The sequence below is a fragment of the Xenorhabdus sp. TH1 genome (genome assembly GCF_037260955.1).
Lineage (GTDB): Bacteria > Pseudomonadota > Gammaproteobacteria > Enterobacterales > Enterobacteriaceae > Xenorhabdus > Xenorhabdus griffiniae.
This window is the reverse complement of record NZ_CP147734.1, coordinates 1293378-1308104: the sequence shown is the minus strand read 5'-3', so window position 1 is coordinate 1308104 and position 14727 is coordinate 1293378. Positions and strand designations below refer to the sequence as shown.

The window sequence follows — 14727 nt, the reverse complement described above, 5'->3', positions numbered from 1 at the left end:
CTCAAATTAAATCTTACACGCGCCGCCTTCACAATCGGAATCTGCTGACTCAACAACTTCTTCCAGATCACCTTGAACGTCTTCTGCCCCATCACGGGTGTTGTGGTAATACAATGTTTTCACACCATATTTGTAAGCAAGCAGCAAATCTTTCAGCAATTGGTTCATCGGAACCTTGCCATTAGGGAAACGCGCCGGATCATAATTGGTATTGGCCGAAATCGACTGATCGATAAATTTCTGCATGATCCCTACCAACTGAAGGTAACCATCGTTGCTCGGCATTTGCCACAGCAGCTCGTAAGCACCTTTCAGAAGCTCGTAATCTGGTACAACCTGACGCAAAATGCCGTCTTTGGATGCTTTCACACTGATATAACCACGCGGTGGTTCAATGCCATTGGTCGCATTAGAAATCTGCGAAGAAGTCTCTGATGGCATCAACGCAGACAATGTTGAGTTACGCAGGCCGTATTGTTGAATGTCACGGCGCAGAGCTTCCCAATCCATGTGCAAAGGCTCGCTGGTCAGGGTATCCAGTGTCTTTTTATAAGTATCAATCGGCAAAATACCTTGTGCATAAGTGGTTTCACCAAACCACGGACAAGCCCCTTTCTCTTTCGCCAATTCATTTGAGGCTCTTAGCAGGTAATATTGAATCGCTTCAAACGTTTTGTGAGTCAGATTGTTAGCACTGCCATCGGAATAACGTACGCCGTGTTTTGCCAGATAATAAGCGAAGTTAATTACGCCAATACCCAGAGTTCGACGCCCCATTGAACCTTGTTTTGCGGCGATAATGGGATAATCTTGATAATCCAGTAAGGCATCCAGTGCACGAACGGCCAACTCCGACAACTCTTCCAATTCACTCAGATTTTCGATGGCGCCCAAATTGAAAGCAGACAGCGTACACAGCGCAATTTCGCCATTTTCATCGTTAATATTGTTCAACGGCTTAGTTGGCAGTGCAATTTCCAAGCACAGATTCGATTGACGTACAGGTGCAATAGCCGGATTAAACGGGCTATGAGTATTGCAGTGGTCAACGTTCTGGATGTAAATGCGGCCTGTTGAAGCGCGCTCTTGCATCATCAAAGAGAACAATTCAACCGCTTTAATGCTCTCTTTACGGATGCTGCTGTCATTTTCATATTGAGTGTACAGACGCTCAAATTCGTCCTGATCTTCAAAGAATGCATCGTACAATCCCGGAACATCAGACGGGCTGAACAGAGAAATATCTCCGCCTTTAATCAGGCGCTCATACATCAGTTTGTTAACTTGTACACCGTAGTCCATATGACGAACACGGTTACCTTCAACACCACGGTTGTTCTTCAGTACCAGCAAGCTTTCAACTTCCAGGTGCCAAAGTGGATAAAACAGTGTTGCAGCACCGCCACGCACACCACCCTGGGAACAAGATTTCACCGCAGTCTGGAAATGTTTGTAGAATGGGATACACCCCGTGTGGAATGCTTCACCACCACGAATTGGGCTACCCAATGCACGGATGCGACCTGCATTTACGCCAATGCCGGCACGCTGGGAAACATATTTAACAATCGCGCTGGATGTCGCATTGATAGAATCCAGGCTGTCACCACACTCAATCAGGACGCAAGAGCTAAATTGGCGAGTAGGTGTGCGAACCCCCGCCATGATTGGCGTTGGCAGTGAAATTTTAAAAGTAGACACTGCATCATAGAAACGACGGATATAATCCAAACGCGTTTCTTTCGGATAAGTGGAAAACAGGCACGCAGCAACCAGCATGTAGAGGAACTGGGCACTTTCGTAAATTTCGCCAGTCACACGGTTTTGTACTAAATACTTCCCTTCCAGTTGCTTGACCGCTGCATAAGAGAAATCCATATCACGCAAATGATCAATAAAACTGTCCATTTGCTCAAACTCTTCTTTGGAATAGTCTTCCAGCAAATGTTTGTCATATTTACCCAGGTTGACCATTTTTACGACATGATCATACAGTGCAGGAGGCTCAAATTGACCATAGGCTTTTTTACGCAAGTGAAAAATAGCCAGGCGTGCCGCTAGATACTGATAATCTGGAGCATCACCGGAGATCAAGTCAGCCGCAGCTTTGATCATAGTTTCATGGATATCCGATGTTTTGATGCCATCGTAAAATTGAATCTGGGAACGCAGTTCTACTTGTGACACTGAGACATTTTTCAGACCTTCAGCAGCCCAGGCAACAACCCGGTGAATTTTATCAAGATCAATTTGTTCTTTATGTCCATCACGTTTGGTAACTAGCAGACTCTGGTTCATGGGGAAATACACCTTCTCTCTTTTCGTATCCACCTATATTGTTCCTTGACCTCTTGACAGCACGATGCCCCCAAGATGGCTGAAGGCCAGTTGGGGCTTAGCTACAATTCACTATTGTTTTGCTACTGCTTATTGCGACTTGCTACTACATACTGACTACATCACAAGTTGCTACAACAAGATGACAAGAAACACAATATATAGGGGGTAATTAAAACGGTAATAACAAGATAATGTTATTTTCGGGTTTTATCAAGTGTACAAGATCGAGAAGTTTTGTGGATAACTTGAGGATTAATTTTGGTAAAAAGCCGATAACCTGCGTAGTTACTTGATGTTACTTTCATAAGGCTATCGGCGAAACAGGGAAAATAAAATCTTAAAAATAATATTTAGTTGCTGTTTTATTAATCCCTTAACTGTCTTTGTCAGACAGATCGAGTATGTAGCATATAATTCACGTCTACATTATGTCCAAGCCGAAATTTGTCTGTTAACGGATTGTAATGTAAACCAATAATATGTTGCTCTTTCAGAGTAGTCTTATCAATCCAACTGATCAGTTCAGAAGGTCGAATAAATTTTTTCGCATCATGTGTTCCTTTTGGCACCATGTTCAATATATATTCAGCGCCAACAACTGCCATCAACCAGGCTTTGCGGTTGCGGTTAATCGTTGAAAAGAACACATGACCACCAGGTTTGACTAATTTGGCACAGGCATGGACTACAGACTCTGGATCTGGCACATGTTCAAGCATTTCCAGGCAAGTCACGACATCATAAGCATGTTGGTGTTGTTCTGCGTGACTTTCTACCGTTTCCTGAACATAAGCAACGGAAACACCGGACTCCAATGCATGCAAACGGGCAACTTGCAGGGGTTCAAACCCCATATCCAACCCTGTCACTGTCGCACCTTCACGCGCCATGCTTTCCGACAAGATACCGCCACCACATCCAACATCCAGCACTTTTTTACCAAAAAGGCCATCAGCATGTTGCAAAATGTAGTTCAATCGCAGTGGATTGATACGGTGCAATGGCTTAAATTCGCCTTCAAGATCCCACCAACGAGAGGCAACGGCTTCAAATTTTTCGATTTCCTGCTGATCCACATTGGCATGGGATTGAATGTGTGAATCGGGAGTTTTGACGTTCATCAGCAATATTGCTCCTAGGCACTGCTTCACAGCAAACTGGTTCACAGCAAACTGATTCACAGAAAATGTAACAGTATTATGGGGATGTGTGATAGGAAACTATTATACATACCTTAACCTTGAAATACCCGTGTCAGGTTTTTATAAAACTGCCATTTTATGGTATAATTTAAGCCTTTGAATTCGGAGTATGAGGGACAGTGGCTCCATGAGCGACATTGCCAGAGAAATCACACCGGTCAATATCGAAGAAGAGCTGAAAAGCTCGTATTTGGATTATGCGATGTCCGTTATTGTTGGACGCGCACTACCAGATGTTCGTGATGGACTGAAGCCAGTACACCGCCGCGTACTTTTCGCAATGAATGTATTGGGAAATGATTGGAATAAACCTTATAAAAAATCTGCCCGCGTTGTTGGGGATGTTATCGGTAAATACCATCCACATGGTGACAACGCTGTTTATGACACGATTGTTCGTCTGGCACAACCATTCTCCATGCGCTATATGCTGGTTGACGGTCAGGGGAACTTTGGATCAGTAGATGGTGATTCTGCAGCAGCGATGCGTTATACCGAAGTACGCATGGCAAAAATTGCCCATGAATTGCTGGCAGACTTGGAGAAAGAAACTGTCGACTTTGTGCCCAACTATGATGGTACAGAGCACATTCCCGAGGTAATGCCAACCCGTATCCCCAATTTATTGGTGAATGGTTCATCAGGAATTGCAGTCGGTATGGCAACCAACATTCCACCTCATAACTTATCTGAGGTGATCGACGGGTGCCTGGCTTATATTGATGATGAAAATATCAGCATCGAAGGCTTGATGGAGCATATCCCAGGCCCAGACTTCCCAACGGCTGCTATTATCAACGGGCGCCGTGGTATTCAGGAAGCCTACCGTACAGGCCGTGGTAAAATTTATATCCGCGCCCGCGCAGAAATTGAAACTGATGAGAAAAATGGCCGCGAAACCATCATCGTCAATGAAATCCCTTATCAGGTCAACAAAGCCCGCCTGATCGAAAAGATAGCTGAACTGGTCAAAGAGAAGCGCATTGAGGGGATCAGTGCACTGCGTGACGAGTCCGATAAAGATGGCATGCGCATTGTTATCGAAGTAAAACGTGATGCTGTTGGTGAAGTTGTCCTGAATAACCTGTATTCACTGACGCAATTACAGGTTTCATTTGGTATCAATATGGTTGCCCTGCATCAAGGACAGCCCAAGTTACTTAACCTGAAAGATATTCTTTCTGCTTTTGTTTGCCACCGCCGTGAAGTCGTTACACGCCGGACAATTTTCGAACTGCGCAAAGCGCGCGAACGCGCCCATATCCTTGAAGCATTGGCTGTTGCCCTGGCGAATATCGATCCTGTTATCGAATTAATCCGCAGAGCCTCCACGCCTGCTGAAGCAAAAGCCAGCTTGGTTTCCCAGGCGTGGGAATTGGGTAATGTTGCCTCGATGCTGGAACAAGCGGGTGATGATGCGGCTCGCCCGGAATGGCTGGAACCCGAATACGGTATCCATGACGGTAAATATTACCTGACTGAACAGCAAGCACAGGCTATTTTGGATTTGCGTCTGCAAAAACTGACCGGCCTTGAGCATGAAAAACTGTTAGATGAATACCGTGATCTGCTGAAAGCCATTGCAGAACTGTTGTTCATTTTGGAAAGCCCAGAACGTTTGATGGAAGTCATTCGTGAAGAATTGCTACTTATCAAAGGGCAATATAACGATGCCCGCCGGACTGAGCTGACTGAGAATTCAGCCGATATTAACATTGAAGACCTGATCAATCAGGAAGATGTTGTCGTTACCTTGTCCCATCAAGGGTATGTCAAATATCAGCCACTGTCCGATTATGAAGCTCAGCGTCGTGGCGGCAAAGGCAAATCAGCCGCACGTACCAAAGAAGAAGATTTCATTGAGCGCTTACTGGTAGCCAATACCCACGACACTATCCTTTGTTTCTCAAACAAGGGCAAAATGTACTGGATGAAAGTCTATCAATTACCGGAAGCGAGCCGTGGTGCTCGCGGTCGCCCAATTGTCAACCTTCTGCCATTGGATCAGAACGAACGTATTACCGCTATTTTACCGGTGCGTGAATATGAAGATGGGCTAAATATCTTCATGGCAACAGCCAGTGGTATTGTTAAGAAAACCAAGCTTAGCGAATTCAGCCGTCCACGCAGTGCCGGTATCATTGCCGTGAATCTGAACGAAGGAGATGAGCTAATCGGCGTTGACCTGACAGACGGCAGCAATGAGGTCATGCTGTTCTCTGCACAAGGTAAAGTTGTTCGTTTTCTGGAAGAAGAGGAAGAAACACTGGAAGATGGTACTGTTCGCGTAAAAGGTGTACGTGCAATGGGACGCACTGCAACTGGGGTTCGCGGTATCAAACTCAGTGAAGGCGATAAAGTTGTTTCCCTGATCATTCCTCGTGGGCAAGGAGAAATCCTGACCGTCACTGAAAATGGTTATGGCAAGCGCACTGCCGAAGGCGAATATCCGACGAAATCGAGGGCTACCCAAGGGGTTATTTCCATCAAAGTCAGCGAACGTAATGGCAATGTGATCGGCGCAATTCAGGTAGAACCGGCGGATCAGATCATGATGATTACTAATGGAGGCACATTAGTACGTACCCGTGTTTCTGAGGTCAGTGTTGTTGGCCGCAATACGCAAGGTGTCACCCTGATCCGCACAGCCGAAAACGAACAAGTCGTTGGCTTGCAGCGCGTAGCTGAGCCAGATGACGATGATGAAAATGTAGCGGCGCCTTCTGATGAAGGAAATAGCGAATAAAAAGATCGTGAGTTAAAAGAGAAGCAGGCATTTAAGTGCCTGCTTTTTTTTGTTCAATTTTTTGACGAAGAATGAGCAAGATGTAAATGCTGCTTTGTATTCCCTGCTACACTAGTATATGCTGTGAACAGTTAATATTAATCATATATTTCATCAGGCGATCTCTTGAGATATCTATCTTCTTTTCGGACGTCATTAAAGATATCACGTTATCTTTTTCGGGTGCTTGGATTTATGCTATGGGCGCTTGGAGCCTTATTAACCAGCTTTTATTTGACAAGTCTTTTTAATGCACTCAAATCAGATATTCGTCAAGAATATAATGCCAACTACGATATCGCTTTTTCTCATATACGACATATCGCCAATATCTTGCGAGATATTCAATTTATGGCGGAAAAGCATTTATCACAAGATAATGATAAAAATCAAACAATCGTACCGCATAATAACGATATTCTTTCGTATATTCCGTTGGATGAGAATTCCGATTGTGAACTATTACGTAGAACCACTCATAATAATTTATATTCATTAGAGCAGTTGATTGCACTTTGGAAAGATAATATTGCTGCTATACGCAGTATAAATCAAACTTTTTTCATTGGAGTAAAAAGCAAATGCATGGTGAATTTTTTCCCTCATAACAATATCACAGAGCCTGATGCATTAAAAAAAATGATCTACGAGAATACTCGCAGGTTGATCAACATGAGAGAACAAAACAATGAAAGAGCGCTCTTTTGGATCCAACCTAGCCCCAAAGCGGATAGCGGTAATCTTTATGTTTTTACACCTATTTATATTAATGGGCACATGACAGGGATCATAGGTATCGAAAAATTTATCAGGCTAGAATCTTTTTTGCAAAAAAGGGAACGCCCTGTTACAGTCATGATGCTAAACGAATCAAGCCACCCCGAATTGCAATTTTCTATAAAAACTAATAATAAACCCCTCGTTATAAACCCCAACTCCAACTCGCAGCCAATGTATTTTGGTTATGATGAAAATTTTACTAGCCTGGTATTAATGCGGAATTTATCGCCTTCTTCATTACGTATTGTTTACTCATTGCCACTAAAACATATTTACGACGAACTAAAAGCCAGCGCAATTAATGGTATCATCCTGAATATTATTTCTGCAATTGCGATTATCTTTTTCATTTGGCTGTTTGAACGTAAAATGTTTTCTCCAGCTGAGGAAAATGCTATTCGCCTTGAAGAGCATGAACAGTTTAACCATAAAATTGTCGCCTCTGCCCCTGTGGGAATAAGTATCTTAAGGATCAGTGATGGCGTTAGCATCTTAAGTAATGAATTAGCTCATAATTATACCCGAATGTTAACGTACGAGGATCAAAAACGCATTGTCGATATTATTTGTGATAAAACCAGCAGCTATATTGATGTCGTCACCAGTAATAATAATCACCTACAAATTAGTTTCGTACACTCACGTTATCGTAATGAAGAAGTTGCCATCTGTGTACTGATCGATGTCAGCGCCCGTGTAAAAATGGAAAAATCATTGCAAGAAATGGCCTCAGCAGCAGAACAAGCCAACCAAGCAAAATCGATGTTCCTTGCTACAGTCAGCCATGAATTAAGGACACCGCTATATGGCATTATTGGTAATCTAGAGTTAATGCAATCCCATACATTACCACCAGAACCTACCCGATTACTGGCAACAATGAATAATTCATCATCACTATTGTTGAAAATCATCAGTGATATTCTCGACTTTTCGAAGATAGAATCTAAGCAATTAAAAATTGAACCCAAAGATTTTAGTTGCAAAGAAATATTGTCACATGTGATTTCAAACTACCTTCCCCTAATTGCTAAAAAAGGCTTAAGCTTATACTGCTATATTCAACCCGATATCCCCGATATCATGCGTAATGATCCTGTAAGGCTACAACAAATTATCTCTAATTTACTGAACAATGCGATTAAATTCACAGCATCTGGGTATGTTGTCATAGAAGTTAGTTCAAGGCATGGTTATTTGTATGTCAGCATTAAAGATACCGGGCTTGGGATCGAGGATAAATTACAATTTCAATTATTCGAACCCTTCTTCCAAGTCAGTGCCAATAAAGAAAATTCCTCACAAGGTACAGGATTAGGATTGGCTATTTGTGAAAAACTGATTAATTTGATGGATGGTGATATTGAATTCGTCTCACAAAAATATGTTGGCAGTATCTTTTCTATCCGTCTTCCTTTGTATGGCACTCAATATCATACCAAACAACTATCCAACCAAAGGGCACAAAAGAGGATTTTGTTAAATATTCATAATGACTTTCTGGAAAAATATTTGCAAAATTTTCTTACACAAAATCATTTCCAAGTTGCCCTCTATGACGAAAGCCAACTAGATGGCACAGAAATACTAATTAGCGATAGAGCTAATAATCCCAACATTTCTATATGTTACTTTATAGAAATATCAGAAAAACATATTGGCTCGCCAAAACAGATCCGAGAAAATTATTGGCTCTATAATACTTATGAACTGAATGAGCTGGATAGTATGCTGGATAGTATGCTGGATAGTATGCTGGATAGTATGCTGGATAGTATGCTGGATAAATTGTTGGTGGAGCATGCTGACTTACCAGCTATTTTTGTATCAACAACCTCTGCTCCAAATAAAACGATCCAAACGGATATTTTCTTAAATACGGTTAAAGTATTGGTCGTTGATGACCATCCTATCAATCAGAATTTATTGGTCAATCAATTGAACTCAATAGGATTTAGCGCATCAATGGCTAATGATGGTGTTGAAGCCATTGAATACCTGCAAAACAACTCCCCAGATATTATTCTAACGGATGTTAACATGCCAAATATGGATGGATATGAACTTGCCCAATACTTGAGAGGCAAAGGTTATACTAAACCGATTATCGGCATCACAGCCAATGCACTTGCAGAAGAAAAACAGCGTTGCGTTAATATGGGCATGAATGACTGCCTATCAAAACCTGTATCACTAGCTATATTAAAAGAAACATTAATAAAATACAGTGATATTTAAAACTCAATACATATTGAGCTATGAATGATGGAAAATCGGCAACCACTCACTGCTACCGACTTTCCATTAAAAAAGATAACACATTGGTTAGTTACCAATATCTTTGTCGATAGTGACGGAAGATAAATAGTTAAGCAATGCGATATCGTTATCGACTCCCAGTTTTATCATGGCTGATTTCTTCTGGCTGCTTATTGTCTTAATACTGCGATTGAGTTTTTTGGCAATATCAGTAACAAGAAAGCCTTCAGCAAATAAACGCAGGACTTCACTCTCTTTAGGAGATAAACGTTTATCCCCATAGCCATTAGCATTAACCTTTTCAAGTAACTTAGAAACACTTTCAGGTGTAAATTGCTTACCTTTTTGCAAAGCAGAAAGTGCTTTAGGTAAATCTGTTGGTGCTCCTTGCTTTAACACAATTCCCTCAATATCAAGCTCAAGTATAGCGCTTAAAATAGCCGGATTATTGTTCATTGTAAGAACAATGATTGCCAATGTTGGATAATGACGTTTAATATATTTTATCAGAGTGATACCATCACCATATTTATCCCCAGGCATTGACAAGTCGGTTATGAGCACATCTGCTTCTATATGTGGCAAGCTATTAATGAGCGTCGTTGAATTTTCAAATTCACCAACTACATTAATCCACTCAATTTGTTCAAGTGACTTGCGGATGCCAAACAGAACAATGGGATGGTCATCGGCAATAATGATATTAAGGTTATTCATATTATTGGTTACCTTGCTGCAACAGCTTTGTGACAAAGGAATCAATGAAGCTGATGCTATTTTTGATTTCTACTTCATTATTGTCTGCTATGTGTTTTTCCAACGCCTCACATGATGACCTAAGAAATTTTAAATCCAACATAGCAAACGCACCCTTAAGGCGGTGTACCGTTTGCGAAAGTGATATCAAATCATGTCGTTCTACATCAGTATACAGTCTGCTAATGTCCATAGGCACTGTCTCTATAAACAATTTCCTGTAATCACTGTCTGCTAACTGAGTTTGATAACTTTTGAGGATATTGCAAATACTGCTATCAACATTCCCAACTAAATCAATATCTTCAACTAACTTACTTGCTGGTTTAGAGATTTCAAAAATTTCTTTGGGTTCATCTAAACTGAAATTCTCTTCGACCAGAAACGATATTGCATTGATCATATCATCAGCAAGATTGTAATTGCATTGAATCACTCCTGGCTTCAACTGCTTGAGTCCTGCTAAATTCCCTACTAATAATATAGTTGGTTTTTCCTGTTTTAACTGCTTTTCTTCTTTGTACAGCCTATCCGTAAGGATAATATCGTACTCTTCCGTAATGCCCTCTTTCCCTTTATCAAAGTATGCTGCACCATAATTATTGAGATAAGTATGGACGATTTTGCTGATCTCAGGGTTGTTGATATCAATTAAGACCGTGATCCCTTCCAAAAGCTGAGGAGTCTCGCTATTTTCGTCATATTGTGATAAAGGCAGATTGATAATATAATGTGTTCCCAATCCCAACTTACTTTTAATATCAAGGCTTCCTCCCACTCTTTTACTTAATTGATTACATAAATAAAAAGTCATGCTAGAATTGATAGAGTACTTATCTTCCACTGATTGGTTTAGAAAAGGATAATTTAAGCTGCTTAGATCTCTTTCGCTTAAACCAGCGCCACTGTCCATCAATTCAATCTGAATCTGGTTATCATATTTGCCTGATCCATTAACAACCAATGATATTTTACCATAGCTGGTCGTCGTTATTGCATAATTAAATAACAATGTAACAATTTTACCTAATGCTATCCTATCCCCTATAAATAAAGATTCACGAGAAATATTAAAATGATAATAAACCCTCAAACCTTTAGCATTTAATATCGGAAAATAAGATTTCAAAATATCTTCCAACTGTGAAGATAAGGAAAATATTTTATTTTCCGGCTGCCAATCCCCTAACTGCAACTCATTGAGCAATGAAATATTTTCAATCCATTCAGTGATATATTTTGATTTATCCAATAATTTATCTAATAACTTTTTCTCATTTTCATCTTGAGATAATTGCTTCAATTGGTTGGCAATATCATTAATAGTATTAATAGGATATTTCATTTCATTATTAATATTTAAAAGCATGGATCGCCTGATCTGAATGCTTTTATCATATTCCTGATGGGCAAATTGCAATCGCTTATTTGCCATAACTTCCTGATCTTTGTCTTGCAGTAAAAACAGGTAAGTTTCTGGTAAGAGGCTATTGTTAAGCATCTTTACTTCATAAACCGCTTCATCAATAGAAGCCTGAATTACACCATGATGTTGTTGTGCCATTGCCCTAACTTTATTCAAATCCAAATGAGGTATTAACTGCTCCGCAATTTTATTAATCATTATTACCTGATTTGATTCAAAATCATAAACGATGACTCCAATAGAAATATTGAAGATAATATCCCTATTTAAGGCATCCTTAATTTTCAATTCATGATCCATGAAAGCATTCGGTGCAATATATCGCTTGCGGACATAAAATAACCCACTTAAAGAAAACAGAAAGAAAAGCAATATAGAAAGCAAAAGCCAAACATTTCTGAATAATAAATCTACAATTAATGCCTTCAATGGGACTTGGTAAATCAATTTATACGGCACGACATTAAGAGGCTGGGAAAATTCTAGCCAAAAACCGTTCAATGAAACCTCTACTTGATCGGAAACCTCCGGTTCATGCAAGTTGACTGCATTCAAACGGAAATTTGCTGGAGGCATATCAACCGGCAAAAGATTGTTAATGGGTAAATCAAAAGCAATAATGGTGGTTAATTGCCCTGTTGCATTAAATGCGGCTTTATAGGTATAGAAATAAATATTTTCACCACGTAATACACTAATGGGAGAAATGCTCTCTTTTTCTTCTAATGTGGAAGATTGATCCAGCATCCCTGTGCGTTTGGTTTCAGGATTTAGCGTCAGATAGCTCTCTTTGAACCTGATTTCTGGTTTTAGAATCGGATGGGTTGTTACCAATAATAAATTATTATCCTGTCCATTGAGATAGTACATAGATAAGTATTCATTATGAGCCCCCCAGAGAATATCCAGATAGCCAGATAAATATTCAGCAAGTTGGACACTCGAATCGTTATATTGACCAAAAATAATGGCATCAACAGATTGATAACGATTTTCTAACCAATAGACATCGGAACGCAATCTAAACAATGGTGTATTCTCCTGAGAGGAGATTGGCAGAGTATTTGACTGCTCAAAAATATGACTGGCATGGTAACGATAATCTTTAATCTGCAATCTCATCTTAGCGGTGACACTACTGATAGCATATTTTTTCTCCATCAGCCAAATATCAAAATAGTTATACCCGAATAAAAATAGAGACGTAAAAAGTAAGATAACAAATAACGCGTAAAAACGAGGAATAGCAGATGGCTTGATAGGTGGTTGTTTATACATTCTTTGGATGGTTGCCTTTAGTATGAATATATTTTGTTCAATAAGATATCGAATCGTCGCTAAATAAGCCGGTGTACTGTGCTTAATATTAGCAGGTTAGCCAATGAAAAGGCCATTACAGATCGAAGATTGAGCAAACAGCAAAAAAAAACACAATTTTTTTTCTTTAGGGGCTAGACACATCAAAATGATATAGGCATAATCTCGCGCCATGGAAGGATGGCCGAGCGGTCGAAGGCAGCGGTCTTGAAAACCGCCGATGGGAAACCATCCTAGAGTTCGAATCTCTATCCTTCCGCCAAATTTCGCCGGCTTAGCTCAGTTGGTAGAGCAACTGACTTGTAATCAGTAGGTCACCAGTTCGACTCCGGTAGCCGGCACCATATAAAATCAACATGCTATGATGTTGAAGCGCACGCCCTGATAGTTGATTATGACAGAAATGAGTCATGATAGATTATCAGGGCGTTGCTCTTTTTGGCGTCCCCAGCGAAATTATTGACGACAAATTGAGCATCTCGATTGGCTCCCAGCTCACCATGACTCGTTATGCACTTTCGCCTCAATTATTTTTAGTCATTGCAATGGAAATAACAGTTAATAATAAAACTGACAAGAGATAAAAAGATGGCAGTGTGTATTTTCTATAATTAAACCTTCTGAATGGTTTTTCAACAAAGTGATAGCTTAAGCATGCTACGGAAAATGAAAGAACGATCATAACACTTGAATTTATTTTATTTAACTCTATTCCTCTGTATCTTGAAAACATGATTATAGGCCAATGCCAAAGATAAAAAGAATATGATACCTTCCCTATATATGAAATTATTGAGTTTGAAAGTATTCTGTTGAAAATCACAAACTTATTTCCATTATATGATACTATAAATAATGTCGCCCCTATAACAACGGGTAAAGATAAAAATCCGGGAAATTGACTATTTTTATTAATAAGAAAAGCACTTGATAATATCAGAAAAAATCCTAAAACCGATGTCACATGAATCCATTCATCCTTTACTTTGATTCTTCTATAGTTAATGGCCAATACTGCACCTGACATTAGCTCAAAAAACCGAAAAGGCAACATCATATAGGCCAAGTGCTTATCATGAATGACATAATACTGTGCTGAAAATAGGGATAAAAATAAAACTACCGATAAAATAACAAAATTTATACGGAGATCTTTTTTCTTATAAAGAAGAAAGAGCATGACAGGCCAGATCAAGTAAAATTGTTCTTCTATTGATAATGACCACGTGTGAATAAGAGGCTCTCTGCCAGATAAGATAATATAGTTAGGAATGCTGTAGAAATAAAAATTGCTAGCTCCAATGATAGAAAATAATGCACTTTTTGAAAATGAAACCAGGTCATCCGCTAATAAATTATACCAACAATATATAAATAAAGGTATTAACATAAAAATAAATGCTGGTAATAATCTTTTTGCCCTTCTGTTATAAAAATGACCAAAAGAAAATACACCCGTTCTTATTTCTTTCTCGATTATTGAAGTTATCAAAAATCCAGATATAACGAAAAAAACATCTACGCCTACAAATCCTCCCGGGACTGGGAAATGTACATGGTAAAAAACAACCAACAATACCGCGATAGCTCTTAACCCATTAATGTCAGGCCTAAATTTCATACTATAACCTCTTGAAAAATATGCATTAAAAAATGCAAAGGAAAGTATTGTATCACTCAAATCATCACGGCTATGTCCCTTATCTCACCAAAATAATCAACAAACGGGAGGATATCATTCCAGCTCTGGTATCCTATCAATTTACTCTTTCAATTTGCTACTTCATTGTCCTTGTTAGCTATATTCCCGCATCCAAGCTATAACATCATTTAGAACACGAATAAATTATGTTACTCAACTA

General features: G+C 39.6%; 7 protein-coding genes and 2 tRNA genes. 4 read left to right on the top strand and 5 right to left on the bottom strand.

Annotation, left to right across the window (positions count from 1 at the left end; all coding sequences use genetic code 11):
- Nucleotides 1–6: 6 nt before the first annotated feature.
- Entirely contained in the window at nt 7–2298 is a 2292-nt protein-coding gene (gene nrdA / locus WDV74_RS05710) for a class 1a ribonucleoside-diphosphate reductase subunit alpha (protein WP_338885084.1), read from the bottom strand.
- A 428-nt stretch (nt 2299–2726) separates the two neighbouring features.
- Nucleotides 2727–3461 (bottom strand): bifunctional 2-polyprenyl-6-hydroxyphenol methylase/3-demethylubiquinol 3-O-methyltransferase UbiG, encoded by a 735-nt coding sequence (ubiG, locus tag WDV74_RS05705; RefSeq protein ID WP_189758196.1) that lies wholly within the window; start codon nt 3459–3461, stop codon nt 2727–2729.
- A 208-nt stretch (nt 3462–3669) separates the two neighbouring features.
- Here ubiG and gyrA point away from each other — a divergent pair, with 208 nt between their 5' ends.
- Entirely contained in the window at nt 3670–6288 is a 2619-nt protein-coding gene (gene gyrA / locus WDV74_RS05700; RefSeq protein ID WP_338885083.1) for a DNA topoisomerase (ATP-hydrolyzing) subunit A, read from the top strand.
- A 165-nt stretch (nt 6289–6453) separates the two neighbouring features.
- On the top strand, nt 6454–9345 hold the full coding sequence (rcsC, locus tag WDV74_RS05695) for a two-component system sensor histidine kinase RcsC (RefSeq protein WP_338885082.1): 2892 nt from the start codon (nt 6454–6456) through the stop codon (nt 9343–9345).
- Nucleotides 9346–9432: 87 nt separating this feature from the next.
- Here rcsC and rcsB read toward each other — a convergent pair whose 3' ends face one another.
- Both rcsB and rcsD read right to left on the bottom strand, forming a co-directional pair.
- Complete coding sequence (rcsB, locus tag WDV74_RS05690; protein WP_338885081.1) at nt 9433–10083, bottom strand: response regulator transcription factor RcsB; 651 nt, start codon at nt 10081–10083, stop codon at nt 9433–9435.
- Between the two features lies 1 nt (nt 10084).
- Complete coding sequence (gene rcsD / locus WDV74_RS05685; protein ID WP_338885080.1) at nt 10085–12826, bottom strand: phosphotransferase RcsD; 2742 nt, start codon at nt 12824–12826, stop codon at nt 10085–10087.
- Between the two features lie 213 nt (nt 12827–13039).
- Between rcsD and WDV74_RS05680 the strand changes: the two genes are divergently transcribed.
- Together WDV74_RS05680 and WDV74_RS05675 are read left to right on the top strand one after the other, a co-directional pair.
- Nucleotides 13040–13127 (top strand) — tRNA-Ser (locus WDV74_RS05680).
- A 6-nt stretch (nt 13128–13133) separates the two neighbouring features.
- Nucleotides 13134–13209 (top strand) — tRNA-Thr (locus WDV74_RS05675).
- 179 nt (nt 13210–13388) lie between these two features.
- Here the strand turns inward: WDV74_RS05675 and WDV74_RS05670 are convergent.
- On the bottom strand, nt 13389–14486 hold the full coding sequence (locus WDV74_RS05670; RefSeq protein WP_338885079.1) for an acyltransferase: 1098 nt from the start codon (nt 14484–14486) through the stop codon (nt 13389–13391).
- Between the last annotated feature and the right edge of the window lie 241 nt (nt 14487–14727).

Coding starts and splice junctions, on each gene's coding strand:
- WDV74_RS05670 (WP_338885079.1), bottom strand. CDS start 14,486: ATGAAATTTAGGCCTGACATTAATGGGTTAAGAGCTATCGCGGTATTG.
- gyrA (WP_338885083.1), top strand. CDS start 3,670: ATGAGCGACATTGCCAGAGAAATCACACCGGTCAATATCGAAGAAGAG.
- ubiG (WP_189758196.1), bottom strand. CDS start 3,461: ATGAACGTCAAAACTCCCGATTCACACATTCAATCCCATGCCAATGTG.
- rcsB (WP_338885081.1), bottom strand. CDS start 10,083: ATGAATAACCTTAATATCATTATTGCCGATGACCATCCCATTGTTCTG.
- rcsD (WP_338885080.1), bottom strand. CDS start 12,826: ATGTATAAACAACCACCTATCAAGCCATCTGCTATTCCTCGTTTTTAC.
- nrdA (WP_338885084.1), bottom strand. CDS start 2,298: ATGAACCAGAGTCTGCTAGTTACCAAACGTGATGGACATAAAGAACAA.